Source organism: Streptomyces mexicanus, from assembly GCF_902506575.1.
GTDB classification, from domain to species: domain Bacteria; phylum Actinomycetota; class Actinomycetes; order Streptomycetales; family Streptomycetaceae; genus Streptomyces; species Streptomyces mexicanus.
This window is the reverse complement of sequence record NZ_LR732544.1, coordinates 5,743,168-5,763,240: the sequence shown is the minus strand read 5'-3', so window position 1 is coordinate 5,763,240 and position 20,073 is coordinate 5,743,168. Positions and strand designations below refer to the sequence as shown.

Genomic DNA, 20,073 nt, shown 5'->3' with positions numbered 1-20,073 from the left:
ATGACAGACATTCAGGAGACACACGTGACGACCGGAGCCACCGTCTGGCTCACGGGTCTGCCGAGTGCCGGCAAGACCACCATCGCGCACGAGCTGGCAGGCCGGCTGCGCGCCGAGGGCCGCCGGGTGGAGGTGCTCGACGGCGACGAGATCCGCGAGTTCCTCTCCGCGGGCCTCGGGTTCAGCCGCGCGGACCGGCACACCAACGTCCAGCGCATCGGCTTCGTCGCCGAACTGCTCGCCCGCAACGGCGTGCTCGCGCTGGTCCCGGTGATCGCGCCGTACGCGGACAGCCGGGACGCGGTGCGCGGGCGGCACGAGGCGAACGGCACCGCGTACGTCGAGGTGCACGTGGCCACCCCGGTCGAGGTGTGTTCCGTACGCGATGTGAAGGGGCTGTACGCCAAGCAGGCCGCGGGCGAGCTGACCGGCCTGACCGGTGTGGACGACCCGTACGAGGAGCCCGAGAAGCCGGATCTGCGGATCGAGTCGCAGCACCAGAGCGTCCAGGAGTCCGCGGCCGCGGTGTACGCGCTGCTCAGCGAAAGGGGACTGGCATGACGACCACGGTCACCGAGGTCACGGAGGGCGGCGAGGGCACGGGCAGCCCGTACGCCCTGTCGCACCTGGACGCGCTGGAGTCCGAGGCGGTGCACATCTTCCGCGAGGTGGCGGGCGAGTTCGAGAACCCGGTGATCCTGTTCTCCGGCGGCAAGGACTCCATCGTCATGCTGCACCTGGCGCTGAAGGCGTTCACGCCGGCGCCGGTGCCGTTCGCGCTGCTGCACGTGGACACCGGGCACAACTTCCCCGAGGTGCTGGACTTCCGCGACCGGACCGTGGAGAAGCACGGGCTGCGGCTGCACGTGGCCTCGGTGCAGGACTACATCGACCGGGGTGTGCTCAAGGAGCGCCCCGACGGCACCCGCAACCCGCTGCAGACGCTGCCGCTGACGGAGAAGATCCAGGCGGAGAGGTTCGACGCGGTCTTCGGCGGCGGACGCCGCGACGAGGAGAAGGCCCGCGCCAAGGAGCGGGTGTTCAGCCTCCGCGACGAGTTCTCCCAGTGGGACCCGCGCCGCCAGCGCCCGGAACTGTGGAACCTGTACAACGGGCGGCACGCGCCGGGCGAGCACGTGCGTGTCTTCCCGCTGTCGAACTGGACCGAGCTGGACGTGTGGCAGTACATCGCGCGGGAGGGCATCGAGCTGCCGTCGATCTACTTCGCCCACGAGCGCGAGGTGTTCCAGCGCAACGGGATGTGGCTGACCGCGGGCGAGTGGGGCGGCCCGAAGGACGGCGAGACGGTGGAGAAGCGCCTGGTGCGCTACCGCACCGTCGGTGACATGTCCTGCACGGGCGCCGTCGACTCCGACGCGGTGACCCTTCAGCAGGTGATCACCGAGATCGCCGCGTCCCGGCTCACCGAGCGCGGCGCGACCCGCGCCGACGACAAGCTCTCCGAGGCCGCGATGGAAGACCGCAAGCGCGAGGGGTACTTCTAGACATGAGCACGATCACGCCCGAGGAACTCGCGGCCACCACCCTGCTGCGGTTCGCCACCGCCGGATCGGTCGACGACGGCAAGTCCACGCTGGTGGGCCGGCTGCTGCACGACTCCAAGTCGGTCCTCGCCGACCAGCTGGAGGCCGTGGAGCGGGCCTCGGCCTCGCGCGGCCAGGACGCCCCCGACCTGGCGCTGCTCACCGACGGCCTGCGCGCCGAGCGGGAGCAGGGCATCACCATCGACGTCGCCTACCGCTACTTCGCCACCCCGCGCCGCCGGTTCATCCTCGCCGACACCCCGGGGCACGTGCAGTACACGCGGAACATGGTCACCGGCGCCTCCACCGCCGAGCTGACGGTGATCCTGGTCGACGCCCGCAACGGCGTGGTCGAGCAGACCCGCCGGCACGCGGCCATCGCGGCGCTGCTGCGCGTCCCGCACGTCGTGCTTGCGGTCAACAAGATGGACCTCGTCGGTTACGAGGAGAAGGTGTTCGCCGCGATAGCCGAGGAGTTCACGGCGTACGCCACCGAACTCGGCGTCCCGGAGATCACCGCGATCCCGATCTCGGCGCTCGTCGGGGACAACGTCGTCGAGCCCAGCGCCCACATGGACTGGTACGGCGGCCCGACCGTGCTGGAACACCTGGAGACCGTCCCGGTCAGCCACGACCTGGCGCACTGCCACGCTCGGCTGCCCGTGCAGTACGTGATCCGGCCGCGCACCGCCGAGCACCCCGACTACCGGGGCTACGCCGGGCAGATCGCCGCCGGCACCTTCCGCGTCGGCGACGAGGTCACCGTCCTGCCCTCGGGCCGCACCAGCCGGATCAGCGGCATCGACCTGCTGGGCACGCCGGTCGACGCGGCCTGGACGACGCAGTCGGTGACCGTGCTGCTGGAGGACGACATCGACGTCTCGCGCGGCGACCTGATCGTGCCGAGCAAGGACGCGCCCGCCACCACGCAGGACCTGGAGGCGACCGTCTGCCACGTCGCCGACCAGCCGCTGACGGTCGGCCACCGGGTGCTGCTCAAGCACGGCACGCGCACCGTCAAGGCGATCGTGAAGGACATCCCGTCCCGGCTCACCCTGGACGACCTGTCGCTGCACCCGCACCCGGGGCAGCTGGTCGCCAACGACATCGGCCGGGTGAAGATCCGCACCGCCGAGCCGCTGCCGGTCGACTCCTACGCCGACTCCCGGCGCACCGGCTCGTTCATCCTGATCGCCCCCTCCGACGGCCCCACGCTGACCGCCGGCATGGTCGGCGAGTCGTTCGCGGCCCCGGAGCCGGTCAACGACGACGACCAGGACGGCTGGGACTTCTGACCGTGCGTTCCTTCGACTTCTACTCGACGTTCGCCAAGGAGGGCGGCCGCGTCGGCAGCGGCGCCCTCGGCAGCGCACGGCGCGCCGAAGTCGCCGGCGCGCACGGCCCGCAGCCCCAGCCGCCCGGGCCGCCGCCGCTGACCGCCCCCGGCGCCCCGAACCCCCCGCCCCCCCCCCCGGCGGCTCGCCTCGCGGCCCCGTCGGCGCCCGCCACCCCGCCGCCGCTCGCGCGCCCGTGGGCCGGGGTCCCACGCCCCGCACGTCGTGGGGTCGGCGGGGGCCGGTACGGCGACCGGCTTCGCAGATTCCGTCCCGGTCGACGCGGTTGCCGCCGGCGGTGCCGGGGCCTCGGGTACCGAAGCCAACGCGCGCGTCGTCAGGGCCGGCGCGCCGCCCACGTACGCGGTCGGATCGAGCAGCTCCTCCAGCTCCTCCACGCTGGGATGGGCCGTTTCCTCCGGGCCGGCTCGCGCAGCGGCACGTGGCCCCGCGCGAGGACCACGGCGTCCAGGGCGCGCAGCCGGGTGCCGTCGGCGAGGGTGAGGACCTGGGGGCCGCCGGGCGCGGCGGACTGGTCCCGCGGGGCCACGGCATACGTGCGGTGCTCGACGACGCGGCAGTGCGCGGGCGCCCGCCGCACGATGCGGCGGTAGCAGTACTCCAGGTAGCTGCCGTAGAAGGCGCGGGTCGGGTAGGCGTCCGGGTGCAGGCCCGCCGCCTCCGCGTACGTGGCGGCCCCGAACCGGTCGGCGGGCGAGGCCAGGACGACGGAGCGGGCCCACTCGTACAGGTCGGGCCCCGGCTCCACCGGCCCCCGCATCGTCACGGTGTCGTCGGTGAACACCGTCACCTGGGAGGCGACGGTGTTCATCAGCAGCAGCCGCGACTGGTCCGTGCGCCAGACCCGCCCGGCGCCGGGCCGGCAGGGGTCCACCAGGTGGATCGTCACGCGGCGCGGCGACGGGGCGGCGGCCCGCTCGTCGGCGCAGATCCGCTCCAGCACGGACCCCGGCCACGCGGCCCGGCGCCCACGCTGCACAGGGTGAGGTCCGCGGCGCTCACCTCGTACTCCCGGCGCTGCCGGGGGCGGGCGGCGCTGCGGCCGGTCGCAGGTGCCGGGCGGGGTGCCGCGCCGGCGGCGCGTGGTCCTGGTCGGTGCTCTCCTCACGTCGGTGCGGCGGTGGCGGTCACCGCGGCGGACGCCCGGGCCATCCGCACCGGCGGCTCGTCGGCGAGCACGGCCAGCGCGTCGGACACGGTGAGCGGGCCGCCCGCAAGACCGGGCAGTGCGTGCAGCAGCCGGGCGCACTGGCGGACGAGGCGTGCCGCGTCGTCGTCGGCCAGGCGTGCCCGGTCGTGGACCGCGGCCAGGACGAGGCCCTCGTCGCTGTCCCGGTGGGCGAGCAGGGTCACGGGGAACGCCGTGTACGTGCCGGCCGTACGGGGCGTGCCCACGCTGATGCCCTGGGCGGCGAGCGCGGCACGCAGGGCGCGGGAGCCGTGCCGCTGCTGCTCGAAGACGACGAGGCTGTCCACGAGTTCGTCGTCCGCGCCGCGCCCGGCCCACTGCTGGATCTGGCTCAGGGAGACCCATTCGTAGGCGGCCATCTCCACGCTCTGGTCGCGCAGTTCGGCCAGCAGCCGGGACACGGGCGCCGCCGGGTCGACGCGGACGGTCATGGGCAGCGTGTTCGCCAGCAGGCCGGGCAGGCGCTCGACGGAGTCCAGGGTGATGCCGCGGCCGGAGACGCTGACGCCGAAGCCGACCAGGGCGGGGCCCGCGGTGGCGCCCGCCCGGTACAGCAGCAGCGCCCACACCGCCTGCAGCACGCCGGCCTCGGTGGCCGCCCACGACGCCGCCCAGCTGCGCAGCCGGCCGGCCGGTCCGGCGCCCAGCCGGGCCTCGGCCCGCCCCGCCCCGGTCAGACCGGTGGCCGGGCCCTGGACCGCGGGCCGCACGAGGGTGCCGGCGGCCGGGGCCGCCGAGGACCAGAAGTGCCGGGCGGGCGCGGTGTCCTGCCCGGCGAGCCAGCGGGCGTGGTCACGGCAGTCGGGCCGCCGTTCACCGCCCGGCAGGCGGCCCCCGGCGAGGTAGGAGCGGTAGAACTCCTCCAGCAGGACGGACACGCTCCAGGTGTCCAGCAGGACCGGGTGGAAGGTGAGCAGGATCCGCACCGACGGCGGGCCGCCGTCGGCGGGGTCCGGCTCGTCGACGAGGGTGAGCCGCAGCAGGCCCGGGGAGCGCAGGTCGAAGCCGCGCAGCCGGTCGCGCTCCATGAACTCGTCGAAGTCGACGGCGCCGGCGGGATGGCGGACGACCTCGGCGCGGGCGTGGTCGTGCAGCACCAGGCGCGGCCCGGCGTCCCAGGCGAACGCGGCACGCAGGACGGTCTCGTGGTCGAACACCGACTGCCAGGCCGCGGTGAACCGGCCGGTGTCCAGCGGACCGCGCCAGCGCCAGTGCAACTGCTGCACACAGGGGCCGGCGCCGCGGCGGGCGAGCAGGGCCCGCTGCTGTGCGGTGACCGGCACGGACGTGATTCCGTCCACCGGGGACGCGCCGGGCTCCCCGCGCACCGCTTCCTCCCGCGGCGCGGGGGCCGCGGCGGTCTGCGGTTGCCGGGCGGTCAGCGCCGCCAGGGCTTGCCGGTCGGCTCGCCCGTCGGGCAGCAGCGGGATGTGCGGCACCGGGTGCAGACAGGACGGCACCAGGTGGGACGGCAGCCGTGACCGCAGGGCGGCGCGCAGTTCCGCGAGCGGCAGGCGCGTCACCACATGCGCGACGATCCGCCAAGGACCGGGAGGGTTGCGGGCCGCGTGGACGGCGGCGTCGCGCACACCGGGCAGCGCCACGAGGGCGGCACGCACCTCGCCGAGCTCGCCCCGGTCGCTCATGTCGGTCTCCCCTGTGTTCGGCGGCAGGACGGGACGGGCCCGGTCCGCTGCCGCCGCGGGCGCCGCCAGGACCCTGGCGCACCGGCTGCGGCCGCCGTCGGGCCCGGTCCCGCCACCTCCCATGACATGGCCCCGCGGTCGAATACGGCTGTGGCGCCGCCCGCGGACCGCTGGCGCGCGCGGCGGCGGGTGCCGCGCGCACCGGGCAGCGGCCGGTGGGCGGGCCGGGGGCGACGACCGGGACGCAGGGGCCTTGCGACCGTTCCTCGACCGGCGGGCCAGCAGACCACTCGAAGATGCCGCCCGGCGGGGAGGTGAGGGCACCTCCGAACGGCGTGAGGAGTGGGTATGCAGAAGGTCGTTTCCCGTGACGGCACCACGATCGCCTACGAGAAGGCCGGCGACGGCCCGCCGATCGTGCTCCTCAACGGATCGTTCCGCGACCACACCATCTTCGACGCGCTCGTCCCCGAGCTGACGCCGCACTGCACCACCTACGTCTACGACCGCCGGGGACGCGGCGAGAGCGGGGACTCCCCCGCGTACGAGGTCGCCCGCGAGATCGAGGCCCTCCAGGCGGTCATCGAGGCGGCCGGCGGGTCCGCGGCTGTGTTCGCCGGCCCGTCCGGGGCGAACCTCGCGATCGAGGCGGCCCCCGCCGGCGCCCCCATCACCAAGCTGGCGCTGCACGAGCCGTTCTACCGCGTCGACGGCTTCCCCAAGCCCCCGTGGAACGTCGCCAAGACCCTGCGGGTCCTCATGGAGCAGGACCGCCGCCAGGAAGCCGTCGAGTACTTCCTCGGCAGCTTCCTCGGACTGACCCCGGACACGGTCGCCCAGTGGCGCAAGGGCCCCCTCTGGGCGGTGAACGAGGCGAACGCCCACACGCTCGCCTACGACGTGAAGATCTGCGGCGACTGCACCGTCCCCGCCGACCGGCTCGCCGGCTACCGCACCGAGACGCTGGTCCTCAACAGCTCCGGCACCAGCGAATGGCTGCGCGCGGCGGCACAGGCCACCGCGGCCGCCCTGCCCAACCCCCGCTGCCTGGAACTGCCCGGCTCCTGGCACCGGATCGACATGGACGTCCTCGGCCGGACCCTGGCCGGGTTCGCCACCGCCTGACCGTCCCGCTCCGGCACGTCACCCACGTTCAGAAGGGCATCACCGTGATCACAGCTGACCCCCAGGCCGCCGGGGCCCCCGTGCGGGCGGCCGGAGCCGCCGCCCGCGAGCGCGGCGCCACCGTGTGGCTGACCGGGCTGCCGAGCGCGGGGAAGACCACCCTGGCCCGCGCCGTCGCCGAGCGGCTGGCCACCACGGGCCACCGGGTCGAGGTGCTCGACGGTGACGAGATCCGCCGCTGCCTGTCCCAGGAACTCGGCTTCTCCCGCGAGGACCGGCACACCAACGTGCAGCGCATCGGCTTCGTCGCCGAACTGCTCGCCCGCAACGGCGTGAAGGTCCTCGTCCCGGTCATCGCGCCGTACGCCGACAGCCGGGACGCGGTGCGCCGGCGGCACGAGGCGAACGGCACGACGTACCTGGAGGTGCACGTGGCCACCCCGGTCGAGGTGTGCTCCGTACGCGATGTGAAGGGCCTGTACGCCAGGCAGGCCGCGGGCGAGCTGACCGGCCTGACCGGGGTCGACGACCCCTACGAGGAGCCCACGGCACCCGACCTGCGCATCCGGACGGAAGGCAGGCCGGTGGCCGACACGGCCGCCGGCCTGCACCGCTTCCTCGTCGAGAGGGGCCTGGCATGACGGTCCTGACACCGAGCCCGTCGGGGCTCACCCACTCCGCCTGCGCCCTCTCCCACCTGGACGCGCTGGAGTCCGAGGCGGTGCACATCTTCCGCGAGGTGGCGGGCGAGTTCGAGAACCCGGTGATCCTGTTCTCCGGCGGCAAGGACTCCATCGTCATGCTGCACCTGGCGCTGAAGGCGTTCACGCCGGCGCCGGTGCCGTTCGCGCTGCTGCACGTGGACACCGGGCACAACTTCCCCGAGGTGCTGGACTTCCGCGACCGGACCGTGGAGCAGCACGGGCTGCGGCTGCACGTGGCGTCGGTGCAGGACTACATCGACCGCGGGGTGCTCAAGGAGCGCCCGGACGGCACCCGCAACCCGCTGCAGACGCTGCCGCTGACGGAGAAGATCCAGGCGGAGAGGTTCGACGCGGTCTTCGGCGGCGGCCGGCGCGACGAGGAGAAGGCCCGCGCCAAGGAGCGCGTGTTCAGCCTCCGCGACGAGTTCTCCCAGTGGGACCCGCGCCGCCAGCGGCCCGAGCTGTGGAACCTCTACAACGGGCGGCACGCGCCGGGCGAGCACGTGCGTGTCTTCCCGCTGTCGAACTGGACCGAGCTGGACGTGTGGCAGTACATCGCGCGGGAGGGCATCGAGCTGCCGTCGATCTACTTCGCGCACGAGCGCGAGGTGTTCCGGCGGGGCGGGATGTGGCTGACCGCGGGCGAGTGGGGCGGCCCGAAGGACGGCGAGACGGTGGAGAAGCGCCTGGTGCGCTACCGCACGGTGGGTGACATGTCCTGCACCGGTGCCGTCGACTCGGACGCCGACACCGTCGAGAAGGTGATCGCCGAGATCGCCGCGTCCCGGCTGACCGAGCGGGGCGCGACCCGCGCCGACGACAAGCTGTCCGAGGCCGCGATGGAGGACCGCAAGCGCGAGGGGTACTTCTAGCGATGACCGCTCTCGAGACCCGTGTCGCGACGACGACCGCCGACACCCTGCGACTGGCCACGGCCGGCTCCGTCGACGACGGCAAGTCCACCCTGGTGGGCCGGCTCCTGCACGACTCCAAGTCCGTCCTCGCCGACCAGCTGGAGTCGGTCACCCGGCACGGCACACCCGACCTCGCTCTCCTCACCGACGGCCTGCGCGCCGAGCGGGAGCAGGGCATCACCATCGACGTCGCCTACCGCTACTTCGCCACGCCGCGGCGCCGGTTCATCCTGGCCGACACCCCGGGGCACGTGCAGTACACGCGGAACATGGTCACCGGCGCCTCCACCGCCGAGCTGACGGTGATCCTCGTCGACGCCCGCAACGGCGTGGTCGAGCAGACCCGCCGGCACGCGGCCATCGCCGCGCTGCTGCGCGTCCCGCACGTCGTGCTGGCCGTGAACAAGATGGACCTCGTCGGCTACGCGGAGTCCGTGTTCGCTGCGATCGCCGAGGAGTTCACCGCCTACGCCACCGAGCTGGGCGTGCCCGAGGTGACCGCGATCCCGATCTCGGCGCTCGAGGGCGACAACGTCGTGGAGCCGAGCGCCCACATGGACTGGTACGGCGGCCCGACCGTCCTGGAACACCTGGAGACCGTCCCGGTCGCCCACGACCTGGCGCACTGCCAGGCGCGGCTGCCCGTGCAGTACGTGATCCGGCCGCAGAGCGCCGAGCACCCCGACTACCGCGGCTACGCCGGGCAGATCGCCGCCGGCGCCTTCCGCGTCGGCGAGTCCGTCACCGTGCTGCCCTCCGGGCGGGCCACCCGCATCGCCGGCATCGACCTGCTCGGCCGGTCCGTCGACGTGGCCTGGACGCCGCAGTCGGTCACCCTCCTGCTGGAGGACGACATCGACATCTCCCGCGGCGACCTCATCGTCCCCAGCAAGGACGCCCCGCCGACCACGCAGGACATCGAGGCCACCGTGTGCCATGTGGCGGACGAGCCGCTGCGGGTCGGTCACCGGGTGCTCCTCAAGCACGGCACGCGCACGGTCAAGGCGATCGTGAAGGACATCCCGTCCCGGCTCACGCTGGACGACCTGTCGCCGCACCCGCACCCCGGGCAGCTCGCCGCCAACGACATCGGCCGCGTCAAGATCCGCACCGCCGAACCCCTGCCCGTGGACTCCTACGCCGACTCCCGGCGCACCGGGTCCTTCCTCCTCATCGACCCCGCCGACGGCACCACGCTGACCGCCGGCATGGTCGGCGCCTCCTGCACCGCGCCCGAACCGGTCCGCAACGAGACCACTGACGACGGGTGGGACCTGTGACCGAGGTCCGGGCACGCACCGGTCCACCGCTTCCCGGCCGGGGCCCGGCCGACGTGTCCGCCGCGCCCCGGCCGGCCGTGACCGCCGGGCCCCCGAGAGGACCCCCCGCCGTGTCTGCCACCACCCCTCTGCGCCGCGCGCTCGCCGCCCTGGCCACCCTCGCGCTGCTGCTGCTCGCCGGCTGCGGCTACGGCTCCCGGGCCGCCGACCGGGGCACGGCGCAGGCCGTTGGGCGAGCGCCCCTGACCGACGGTCTGGACTGCGTGCGCATCGGCTACTTCGCCAATGTCACCCACGCCACCGCACTGGTGGCCCACCGCAAGGGCTTCCTCCAGGAGGAACTGGGCGGAACCCGCGCCCGGTACGCCGTGTTCAACGCCGGCCCCTCCGAGATCGAGGCGCTGAACGCGGGCTCGATCGACATCGGCTGGATCGGCCCCTCCCCCGCGATCAACGGCTACGCGAAGTCGGGCGGCACCAGCCTGCGGATCATCGGCGGCTCGGCCTCCGGCGGCGTGAGACTGGTCGTCGACCCGAAGAAGATCAGGACGTTGGCCGACGTCGAGGGCAGGCGGATCGCCACCCCGCAGCTCGGCAACACCCAGGACGTCGCCTTCCTCCACTGGGCCACCGCTCAGGGCTGGAGCATCGACCCGATGACCGGCAAGGGCGACGTCACCGTCGTCCGCAGCGACAACAAGGTCACCCCGAACGCCTTCCGGGCCGGCACCGTCGACGGCGCCTGGGTGCCGGAGCCGACCGCGTCGAAACTGGTCGCCGAGGGCGGAAAGGTGCTGCTCGACGAGGCGTCCCTGTGGCCGGGCGGACGGTTCACCACCACGCACATCATCGTGTCGCAGACGTTCCTGAAGAAGCATCCGAAAGCCGTCGAGGCCGTGCTGCGGGCGTCCGTGGCGACCAACCGGTGGATCAAGGCCCACCCCGAGCAGGCCAAGGCCGCCGCGAACGAGCAGATCGCGCGCGACGCCGGCAAGGCGCTGCCCGCCGAGGTCCTGGACCCGGCCTGGGCGTCGCTGGAGGTCACCGACGACCCGCTGGCCGCCACCCTCGCCGCGCAGGCCGACCACGCCGTCCGCGCCGGCCTGCTCCAACGGCCCGACCTGCGGGGCATCTACGACCTCACGCTGCTGAACAAGGTCCTCACGGCCGAGGGCGGGAGTCCGGTCGACGACGCCGGGCTCGGCGTCCGTCGGTGAACCCGGACGACGACCACAGAACAGGAGGTGACGACCATGACCGTGACCACACCGCTCGCCCAGGCCGCCACGACCGCCGCAGCCACCGCGCACACCGGCGCCACCGCGTGGGCCGCGCGCATCGAGCACGTCTCGAAGTCGTTCCCCGGCCCCGCCGGGCAGCAGCTCGTCCTGGACGACATCAGCCTCGACATCGCCCCCGGCGAGTTCATCACCCTGCTGGGCGCCTCGGGCTGCGGCAAGTCCACCCTGCTCAACCTGGTGGCCGGGCTCGACCGCCCCACCGCCGGGTCGGTCACGACCGACGGCCGCCCCGCGCTGATGTTCCAGGAACACGCCCTGTTCCCCTGGCTGACCGCCGGCCGGAACATCGAACTCGCCCTGCGCCTGCGCGGGGTACCCCGCGGCCGTCGCCGCGAGCGGGCCGAGGAGCTGCTCGAACTGGTCCGGCTGAAGGGCGCCCACGGCAAGCGGCTGCACGAGCTGTCCGGCGGGATGCGCCAGCGCGTCGCCCTGGCCCGCGCCCTCGCCCAGGACAGCCGCCTGCTCCTCATGGACGAGCCCTTCGCCGCCCTCGACGCCATCACCCGCGACGTCCTGCACGACGAACTCACCCGCATCTGGGCCGAGACCGGCGTCTGCGTGCTGTTCGTCACCCACAACGTCCGCGAAGCCGTCCGCCTCGCCCAGCGCGTGATCCTGCTGTCCTCCCGCCCCGGCCGCATCGCCCGCCAGTGGACCGTCGGCATCCCGCAGCCGCGGCGCATCGAGGATGCCGCCGTGGCGGAACTGTCCGTCGAGATCACCGAGGAACTGCGTGGGGAGATCCGCCGCCATGGCCGCCGCTGACACCGCCCCGCGCGCCGACGACGGCGACCTCGCCGGCCTGGAAGCGGGCCTGGACGCCCTGGACACCGCGCCCACGGCCCGCACCCCCCTGCGGCGGCTGCTCACCGAGAAGGTGCTGCCGCCCGTTCTCGCCCTCACCCTGGTCCTGGCCGTCTGGCAGGCACTGGTGTCCTTCCGGATCGTCGAAGACCCGGCCAGGCTGCCCGCCCCCGCCGACGTGTGGCATGTCCTGCACGACGCCTGGCTCCAGGGCACCCTGCTCGGCTACATCTGGACCTCCGTCTCGCGCGGTCTGCTCGGCTTCCTCCTCGCCCTCGCCCTCGGCACCCCGCTCGGCCTGCTGGTGGCCCGCGTCCGGTTCCTGCGAGCGGCCGTCCGGCCCGTCCTGTCCGGCCTGCAGTCACTGCCGTCCGTCGCCTGGGTGCCGCCCGCCGTGATCTGGCTCGGGCTGAACAACCGCATGATGTACGCCGTCGTCCTGCTGGGCGCCGTGCCGTCCATCGCCAACGGGCTGGTCTCCGGCATCGACCAGGTGCCCCCGCTGTTCCTGCGCGCCGGCCGCACCCTGGGCGCCACCGGCCTGAAGGGCACCTGGCACATCAGCCTGCCCGCGGCCCTGCCCGGCTACGTCGCCGGGCTCAAGCAGGGCTGGGCGTTCTCCTGGCGCTCCCTCATGGCCGCCGAGATCATCGCCTCCTTCCCCGACCTCGGCATCGGCCTCGGCCAGCTGCTGGAGAACGGCCGCAACGCCAGCGACATGGCCATGGTCTTCGAGGCGATCGTGCTCATCCTCACCGTCGGCGTCGCCATCGACCTGCTGGTCTTCAGCCCGCTCGAACGCTGGGTCCTGCGCAGCCGCGGACTGCTCGTGAAGGGCTGAGCCACGCCTCGAGCTGGGCTCGACGCATCGTCCGCCGCTCCTTGAGACAGGTCGCCCACTGTGGCGGTGAAAGGTTGACCGGCGAACGGAGACCGACATGCGAACACGGCGCTCACCCGGCCTGATCAGGTCCCTCGGCAGGAGTCTCGGCGAAGGCGTCATGTGGATGGGGTTCGGCTGGTTCGCCATCCATCTGCCGCACCCCTGGACGGGATACGTGACCCCGCCCGGCGAACACCCGTGCCTGCCCCCGCTGCCGCAGGAGGAGATCGCGCGACGGCTGGAGCTGTTGGAAGAGGTGTGAGCACCCGCCGCGGCAGTCGCGCCCGCCCACCGTCCTGACCCGACCGAACCGAAGGAGACCAGGGGTGACCACCACCGGGTCGGCCGCTGCCCGCCATCCCGTGCAGACGCGCCGCATACTCAAGCTGTTCCGCCCGTACCGCACGAGCCTGATGTCCGTCGCGTTCCTGGTCGCCGGGTCGTCGCTGGTCTCCCTCGTCAACCCCTTCCTGATCCGTCAGATCATCGACGTGGCGCTGCCGCAGGGCAGGACCGGCCTGCTGACCCTCCTCGCCCTCGGCATGGTCGCCGTCGCCGTCGCGAACAGCTCGTTCAACGTGTGGCAGACCTATCTGTCCGCCAAGGTCGGCCAGCTCGTCATGCACGACCTGCGTACCGCGGTCTACTCCCACCTCCAGCGCATGTCGCTGGCCTTCTTCACCCGGACCCGCACCGGCGAGGTCCAGTCGCGCATCGCCAACGACATCGGCGGGATGCAGGTGACGGTGACGACCACCGCGACGGCCCTGGTGTCGGACGTGACGACCGTCATCGCGACCGTCACCGCCATGGCCCTGCTCGACTGGCGGCTCACCCTGGCCTCGCTGGTCGTCCTGCCCGGCTTCGTCTGGGTCAGCCGCCGCGTCGGCGACGAGTTGCGCGTCCTGACCCGCTCCCGGCAGCGCCAGTTCGCCGACCTGTCCTCGAACGTGCAGGAGTCGCTGTCGGTCAGCGGCATCATGCTCGGCCACACCATGGGCCGTTCGCGCTCCCTCAGCGACGCCTTCGCCGCGCAGTCCCGCAAGCTCACCGACACCGAGGTCCGCGCGAGCACGGCCGGCCTGTGGTACCAGTCCACCATCTGGGTCGTCATGGCGGCCATGCCCGCGGTGATCTACTGGGTGGCGGGCCTGACCGCGAGCGGCGGGCACATGGCCGTCTCCGTCGGGGAGCTGGTCGCCTTCGCCACCCTCCAGCAGATCCTGTTCCGGCCCGCGCAGCGCCTGCTGACCATCGGCCTGGACATCCAGAGCTCACTGGAGTTGTTCGGCCGCATCTTCGAGTACCTCGACCTGCCCGTCGACGTCGCCGAACCGGAGCGGCCCGTGGTGCCGGCGCGGCTGCGCGGCGAGGTGCGGCTGCGCGGCGTCGGCTTCCGCTACGCGGGCGCCGAGCGGCCCACGCTGGACGGCATCGACGTGACCGTGCCCGCCGGCCGCAGCCTCGCCGTCGTCGGCGAGACCGGCTCGGGCAAGACGACGCTGAGCTACCTCATCCCGCGCCTGTACGACGCGACGTCCGGCAGCGTCACGATCGACGGCGTCGACGTGCGCGACCTGTCCTTCGACACCCTCGCCGCCGCCGTCGGCGTCGTCTCCCAGGAGTCGTACCTCTTCCACGCCACCGTCGCCGAGAACCTGCGCTTCGCCAAACCCGACGCGAGCGACGAGGAGCTGGTCGCCGCGGCCCGGGTGGCACACATCCACGACTACCTGATGTCCCTGCCCGACGGCTACGACACGGTGGTCGGCGAGCGCGGCTACCGCTTCTCCGGCGGGGAGAAGCAGCGCCTGGCCATCGCCCGCGCCGTCCTGCGCGACCCGCCGGTCCTGGTCCTCGACGAGGCCACCAGCGCGCTGGACACCCGCACCGAGCGGGCCGTGCAGCAGGCCATCGACGCGGCGAGCGCCGGCCGCACCACCATCACGGTCGCGCACCGGCTGTCGACGGTCCGCAACGCCGACGAGATCATCGTGCTGGTGCGGGGGCGCATCGCCGAGCGCGGCACCCACGAGGAGCTGCTCGCCCTCGACGGCCACTACGCCACCCTCGTCCGCCGCGACAGCGAGATGGCGGTCGTCTAGGGCGTGTGCCGAAAGCAGCGCAGTCCGCCCGCAGGGCCGGACGGGACTTTCGCAACACGCCCCGGCCACGGCAGGGTTGCGGCGTCCCCGCGGCTCAGGGCGGTGACTCGACCGGTGTGGACGCCACTTCGAGTGGCTCTGCAGCGGCCGTGCCTACCATCCGGCGAATGGAGACTGCGTCTGCCGAAACACCGGACTCGCCCCTGATGAAGCGGCGCACCCTGCTGCGCGGCGGTGCCGTGGCCGGACTGGGTGCCCTCATGTCCCCGTACACCGCCCTCGCCGCACCGCAGGACACCGGCCCCGGCGCCGCCGAGCCGTCGGCGGACCGGCTGATCCTGGCCAAGTTCAAGGATCCGCTGCGCACACCGCCGGTGCTGCGGCCCGCCGGCCGCGGCGGCCACGACGAGCTGACCGTGCGCATGCGCACCGCCGACGTCCTGGTGCACTCCGACCTGCCGCCGGTGCGGATGTGGACGTACGAGGGCAGCTACCCGGGCCCCACCATCGAGACGGTGCGCGGCCGCCGCCTGCGGGTGACCTGGGAGAACCATCTGACCGGCACTCTCCCGGTCACCGCCGTCGACTTCGGGCAGCCCGGCGGCCCCTTGCCCGACCCGCTGTCCAACTACCCGGGCACGCAAGGCTGCCGGGAGGTCCCCGGGGTGGCGGACCTCCGGCCGTGGGCCGCGGTGCACGTGCACGGCATGCTGACCGGCGGCGGCAACGACGGCTGGATGGAGAATGCGGTCGCGCCCGGTGACGTGCAGCTGTCGGCGTACCCGAACGACCAGGCCGCGACGACGCTCTGGTACCACGACCACACCCACCACGTGAGCCGCTTCAGCGTGTACGCCGGTCTCGCCGGCCTGTTCGTCTGCCGCGACGAGGAGGAGCGGGCGCTGGGCCTGCCCAAGGGCCGGTACGAGGTGCCGCTGGTGCTCAGCGACCGCAACTTCGCGCTGGACGCCTCCGGCGCGCTCACCGGGCGGCTGGTCCACAAGGTGGAGATGGTCGGCACCACGCTCATGCGGGCCCACGCCGCCCCCTACACCCTGGTCAACGGGGTGATCTGGCCCTACCTGGAGGTGGAGCCGCGCTGGTACCGGTTCCGCATCGCCAACACCGCCAACTCGCGGATCTACCGGCTGATGCTGCTGGCCGACGGCGAGCCGGTCCCCGGGGCCTTCCAGGTCATCGGCACCGACCAGGGCCTGATCGACACACCCCTGCCCGTCGAGGGGGCGCTGAACCTCTCCTCCGGCGAACGCGTCGACGTGCTGGTCGACTTCAGCGCGTACCGCGGCCGCTTGCTGAAGCTGGTCAACACCATGGAGGGCGTGCCGCCCGGCTCCTGCAGCACCCGGCACGACCTGCTGGAACCCGACGTGATGCAGTTCCGCGTCGCCGCCCGCGGGTTGGCCGGCCGGTTCACGCCGCCCGCGGTGCTCTCGCCCACCTTCGAGCGGCCCGCCCACCACGACCTGCCCCACGACAGCGCACCCCGGTGGGTGGTGATCGTCGGTCCCGGCACGGAGAACGTGCCCGAACTGTGGGAGATGGAGGAGGTGGCGGACGCGGCCGGCCTCACCTTTCCCGCCGCGGGGATCGTCCAGGTGCGGGACGCCGAGGGCACCCTGACGACGCTGCGCAGGACGGCCCTGCACTACGACGACGGGCGGGCCTTCACCGTGGCGCACGGCAGCACGGAGATCTGGAAGTACCTCAACCTCACCGCCTCCCCCCACCCCATGCACATCCACCTGGCCCACTTCCACGTGCTCTCCCGCGAGCACTACGACGTGACCGGCTTCGACCGGACCGTTGGCGGCACCGCCCGGCCGGCCGCCTGCCTGCGGGCCGGGGAGCTGGACCCGCACGAACGCGGGCTGAAGGACACCGTCCGGGTGGGGACCGCGGGACAGATCCGCCCCGGCCCGAACGGCACCCCGGGCGAACTGGTCACCGTCGCCGTCAGCTTCCCCGTCGTCGGCAGGGGGGTCCACCACTGCCACATGCTGGAGCACGAGCAGCACATGGTGCGCCCCCTCGTGGTCACCGCCGCCGGCCACGGCCACGCGGGCGGCCACCACTGAGGGCGGGCGGAAAGACACCGAGTGCCCGCGGCGGTGGTCGGCGCGGACACTCGGGGTTGCGGTGGAGTCGGGCAGCGGGCGGTGCCGTGCGCGGTGAAAGCCTGGGGCCGCCGGCCGGCGGCGCGGTCAGGCGGCCTTGCGGATGATCTCCACGGGGCCGGAGTCCAGCAGCGTCCGCACGGCGTCCTCGCCGCCGGCGACGTCCAGGTCCATGTCGTGGAGGCGGCCGATGACGTTCTGCACCACGGTCTCCGGCCGGGTCTTCTCCGTGCCCTCCCAGACCAGCTCCGGGAAAACGGTCAGATAGACCTTGTCGTTGCCCTGGCTGTAGATGTTCACTTCCATGACGTCACGGAGAGCCATCCGGGCTGCGTAGATCAGGTTGTTCATGTGCCACCGACTTTCGGTATCCGGTTTCTGAGGCTTCCTGGCCACACGTACCGACCACATGATGGTCAGCCGCCGAAGGGCGCGCAACGACGTGCGGAGAATACTCCGTTCAACTGCGGGAAATCCGCGATCGAACGGGACTTGAAAATTCCGGTGTTTGACAGGAAAAGGCCGCGCTGCGGACCATCGGTAGTGCTCGCAAATGCTGCAGGCCGCGTCCAACGAAAAGCATCCGGAGTGCCATGAAAATCCTGTTCATCACCACGGGCAGCCAGGCCACCTACTATGCCGCTGCCCCGCTGGCGACGGCCGCGCGCAATGCGGGCCACCAGGTCATGCTGGCCGCCCACGAACCGTGGGTGGAGACCGCGGAGGCCATCGGCCTCCCCACCTTCTGCTTCACCGTCGACCCGATCCGCCACTTCATGCGGATCAGCAACCCGGGCAAGGGGCTGCGCTTCCCCCGGGAGCTGGGCGACGAGGAGATGATCGGGCAGGGCCGCGGCTTCGCCAAGATGGGCCTGGCCGGGGTGGAGTCCCTGCTGGAACTGGCCAAGGACTGGACCCCGGACGTCGTCGTGGGCAGCTCCCAGAGCTACGCCGCGATGCTGCTCGCCGCCCACCTGAAGGTCCCCTACGTGCGCCACGTCGAGTACCTGGGCATCCCGCTCACCGGTATCGACCCCGGCGCCGAGCTCGAGCTGCGGCCGGTGATGGAGCGCCTCGGCGTGGACGGGCTGCTCAAGCCCGACCTGCTCCTGGACTCCACCCCGCCGTCGCTGCGGCCGGCCCACGACCCTGCCGCGCAGCCGATGCGCTGGATCCCCAGCAACCCGCAGCGCCGGCTGGAACGCTGGATGTACACCCGGCCCGAGGGCCGCAAGCGCGTGGTGATCACCTCCGGGTTCCGCAGCCTGATGTTCCGCGACCCGGGCTGGTCCATGCCGCTGCTGGTCAAGGAGCTCGACAAGCTGGGCGCCGAGGCGCTGATCGCGGCGAACCCCGGTGCCGTCGAGCGGTTCGGCGCCGAGCTGGGCGACGCACGCGTCGGCTGGATCCCGATCGACGTCACCGCCGCCACCTGCGACCTGGCGGTCCACCACGGCGGCGCGACCACCGCCACCACCCTCATGGCCAACGGGGTGCCCCAGCTGGTCATCCCGGAGAACCCGCCGGAGTTCCCGCCGAACTACCACCGGGAGGCCATCGCCAAGGCCATCACCGACTTCGGCGCCGGCAAGACGCTGTGGCCGCAGGCGCAGGAGCCGGACAAGGCGCCGGGCGAGGTCATCGCCGCGGCGTGCCGGGAGCTGCTGGAGAACCCCGGCTACACCGAGCGGACGCAGTTCCTCGCCAAGGAGATCTCGACCCTGCCCACGCCCGCCGAGATCGTGCCCAAGCTGGAGGCGCTGGTCTGACGGCCGTACGCCGGCCCCGGCGAACGCCGGTCGCCCCGGGACCGCGGAGGACTGCTCCGTGGGACCCGGGGCGACCGGCGTTGTGCGTGCGGACGGGAATCAAAGACGGAAGACGGACGACGAAGCACGAAGCACGGAGAACGGAGCACGGAGCACGGGAAGGGCGGCCGGGCCGGGGCCCGGCCGCCGGGTCAGCGGGCGACGAGCGCCTCGATGTCGCGCAGCACCTCGTCCGGGGTGGGCAGCGCCGCGCTCTCCCGGGCCGGCGCCCGGGTCCGCGCGGCGTGGCGGGGATCGCCGAGGATCTCGCGGCAGCCCGCGACGCCCGTCTCGCCCGGCGCCTGCCCCGCCGGCGGCCGGTGCGGGTCCGCCAGGATCGCGGCGCCGAAGCCGCTGACGGCCTCCGCGACGGCCTTGCCGTAGCCGTTGTCGGGCACGATCAGCTGGGGCACCCCCGCGTTGATCAGCGTCATCGCCGTCGTGGCGCCGCCGTGATGGACCGCCAGGTCGCAGGTGGGGGCGACCACGTCCAGCGGGATCCAGCCGATGCGCACGCCCCCCAGCTGCGCGCCGTAGCGCTCGGCCGCCTCGGGCAGCGCCGCGATCAGCACCTCCACGCCCGCCCCGGTCAGCTCCTCCACCAGCCGGCGCAGCGAGCTGCCCGGGGTGTCCAGCACCAGGTTGCGGGTTCCCGCGGTGATCAGGGCCCGGCGGCGGCCCTCGGGCCGGGTGTACATCCACGGCTCGACCCGGCGCTGGGTGACCCGGGGCACCCAGCGCATCGACCGCGCGGCGGGGGCGCCGGGCGGGCGCAGGGGCGGCGGGCACAGGTCGATGAAGAGGTCGGGGTCCGGCAGCTCGGTCAGTCCCAGGCGCTCCAGCTGCGGCTGGAGTTCCGCCACCGCCGTGCGGTCCCGGCGCGCCATCGGCGCGATGTGCCAGATGTGGCGGACGTAGGGCACCTTCAGCCGGGCCGCGAGCACCCGCGGGACGTGGGACAGGCCGCCGACGACCAGGTCGGGGCTCCACTGCCCGGTCAGGTCCAGCAGCGCGTCGATGCGGGCGGCGGCCGTCATGCCGTCCTGGCCGTAGCGCATGCGCTCGGCGGTGATGCAGACCGCGGGGAGCCCGACGGACTGTGCGGCCGCCATCAGCGGTTCGTCGGCCGCCAGCAGGACCTCGTGGCCGGCGTTGCGGGCGGCGGCGGCGAGCGGGGCGGCGCCGAAGACGGCCGCCTGGCTGCCACCGACGGTGAACAGTATTTTCATGGCTGTCGCACTTCTTCCGTTGGGGGGCAGGGGGTCTGCAGGGGTGCGGTG

The 20,073-nt window shown here is 73.2% G+C and carries 18 protein-coding genes; 14 read left to right on the top strand and 4 right to left on the bottom strand.

Features of this window, described 5'->3' with window-relative positions:
- The first annotated feature begins 24 nt into the window (after positions 1-24).
- The 3 genes from cysC (GV126_RS25710) to GV126_RS25700 are packed head-to-tail and all read left to right on the top strand — an operon-like array spanning position 25 to position 2,839.
- Positions 25-561 (top strand): adenylyl-sulfate kinase, encoded by a 537-nt coding sequence (cysC, locus tag GV126_RS25710; protein ID WP_236570105.1) that lies wholly within the window; start codon positions 25-27, stop codon positions 559-561.
- Complete coding sequence (gene cysD / locus GV126_RS25705; RefSeq protein WP_159671194.1) at positions 558-1,505, top strand: sulfate adenylyltransferase subunit CysD; 948 nt, start codon at positions 558-560, stop codon at positions 1,503-1,505. Before cysC (GV126_RS25710) ends, cysD (GV126_RS25705) begins: the two co-directional genes overlap by 4 nt.
- Positions 1,506-1,507: 2 nt before the next feature.
- The gene (locus tag GV126_RS25700; RefSeq protein WP_159671191.1) at positions 1,508-2,839 is read left to right on the top strand and encodes a sulfate adenylyltransferase subunit 1; all 1,332 of its coding nucleotides are present in this window, start codon (positions 1,508-1,510) and stop codon (positions 2,837-2,839) included.
- Positions 2,840-3,215: 376 nt separating this feature from the next.
- Here GV126_RS25700 and GV126_RS25695 read toward each other — a convergent pair whose 3' ends face one another.
- Together GV126_RS25695 and GV126_RS25690 are read right to left on the bottom strand one after the other, a co-directional pair.
- A complete protein-coding gene (locus GV126_RS25695) occupies positions 3,216-3,878 on the bottom strand; it encodes an FAD/NAD(P)-binding protein (protein WP_236570104.1) in 663 nt (220 codons plus the stop codon).
- Between the two features lie 125 nt (positions 3,879-4,003).
- Complete coding sequence (locus GV126_RS25690) at positions 4,004-5,734, bottom strand: condensation domain-containing protein (RefSeq protein ID WP_159671188.1); 1,731 nt, start codon at positions 5,732-5,734, stop codon at positions 4,004-4,006.
- Between the two features lie 348 nt (positions 5,735-6,082).
- Here GV126_RS25690 and GV126_RS25685 point away from each other — a divergent pair, with 348 nt between their 5' ends.
- The 10 genes from GV126_RS25685 to GV126_RS25640 all read left to right on the top strand — a co-directional run bounded on the left by GV126_RS25685 (position 6,083) and on the right by GV126_RS25640 (position 16,946).
- On the top strand, positions 6,083-6,859 hold the full coding sequence (locus GV126_RS25685; RefSeq protein ID WP_159671185.1) for an alpha/beta fold hydrolase: 777 nt from the start codon (positions 6,083-6,085) through the stop codon (positions 6,857-6,859).
- Positions 6,860-6,939: 80 nt separating this feature from the next.
- Positions 6,940-7,500, top strand: coding sequence for an adenylyl-sulfate kinase (cysC, locus tag GV126_RS25680; protein WP_159674087.1), 561 nt, complete (start codon positions 6,940-6,942; stop codon positions 7,498-7,500).
- Positions 7,497-8,435 (top strand): sulfate adenylyltransferase subunit CysD, encoded by a 939-nt coding sequence (cysD, locus tag GV126_RS25675; protein WP_159671182.1) that lies wholly within the window; start codon positions 7,497-7,499, stop codon positions 8,433-8,435. Before cysC (GV126_RS25680) ends, cysD (GV126_RS25675) begins: the two co-directional genes overlap by 4 nt.
- 2 nt (positions 8,436-8,437) lie before the next feature.
- Positions 8,438-9,757, top strand: coding sequence for a sulfate adenylyltransferase subunit 1 (locus GV126_RS25670; protein ID WP_159671179.1), 1,320 nt, complete (start codon positions 8,438-8,440; stop codon positions 9,755-9,757).
- 110 nt (positions 9,758-9,867) lie between these two features.
- Complete coding sequence (locus tag GV126_RS25665) at positions 9,868-10,974, top strand: aliphatic sulfonate ABC transporter substrate-binding protein (RefSeq protein WP_159671177.1); 1,107 nt, start codon at positions 9,868-9,870, stop codon at positions 10,972-10,974.
- 36 nt (positions 10,975-11,010) lie between these two features.
- Positions 11,011-11,823: an ABC transporter ATP-binding protein gene (locus tag GV126_RS25660; protein WP_159671174.1), complete on the top strand. Its 813-nt coding sequence runs from the start codon at positions 11,011-11,013 to the stop codon at positions 11,821-11,823.
- Complete coding sequence (locus tag GV126_RS25655) at positions 11,810-12,703, top strand: ABC transporter permease (protein WP_159671171.1); 894 nt, start codon at positions 11,810-11,812, stop codon at positions 12,701-12,703. Before GV126_RS25660 ends, GV126_RS25655 begins: the two co-directional genes overlap by 14 nt.
- A gap of 97 nt (positions 12,704-12,800) precedes the next feature.
- Positions 12,801-13,007, top strand: coding sequence for a hypothetical protein (locus GV126_RS25650; protein WP_159671166.1), 207 nt, complete (start codon positions 12,801-12,803; stop codon positions 13,005-13,007).
- 64 nt (positions 13,008-13,071) lie between these two features.
- The gene (locus GV126_RS25645) at positions 13,072-14,850 is read left to right on the top strand and encodes an ABC transporter ATP-binding protein (protein WP_159671164.1); all 1,779 of its coding nucleotides are present in this window, start codon (positions 13,072-13,074) and stop codon (positions 14,848-14,850) included.
- Between the two features lie 167 nt (positions 14,851-15,017).
- A complete protein-coding gene (locus GV126_RS25640; protein ID WP_159671161.1) occupies positions 15,018-16,946 on the top strand; it encodes a multicopper oxidase family protein in 1,929 nt (642 codons plus the stop codon).
- A gap of 126 nt (positions 16,947-17,072) precedes the next feature.
- Here GV126_RS25640 and GV126_RS25635 read toward each other — a convergent pair whose 3' ends face one another.
- Positions 17,073-17,309 carry a hypothetical protein gene (locus GV126_RS25635; RefSeq protein WP_236570103.1) on the bottom strand — a complete coding sequence of 79 codons (237 nt, stop codon included), beginning with the start codon at positions 17,307-17,309 and terminating at the stop codon, positions 17,073-17,075.
- A 269-nt stretch (positions 17,310-17,578) separates the two neighbouring features.
- Between GV126_RS25635 and GV126_RS25630 the strand changes: the two genes are divergently transcribed.
- Positions 17,579-18,754 (top strand): glycosyltransferase, encoded by a 1,176-nt coding sequence (locus GV126_RS25630; RefSeq protein ID WP_159671156.1) that lies wholly within the window; start codon positions 17,579-17,581, stop codon positions 18,752-18,754.
- Positions 18,755-18,945: 191 nt separating this feature from the next.
- Here GV126_RS25630 and GV126_RS25625 read toward each other — a convergent pair whose 3' ends face one another.
- A complete protein-coding gene (locus GV126_RS25625) occupies positions 18,946-20,022 on the bottom strand; it encodes a glycosyltransferase (protein WP_159671153.1) in 1,077 nt (358 codons plus the stop codon).
- Positions 20,023-20,073 lie beyond the last annotated feature (51 nt).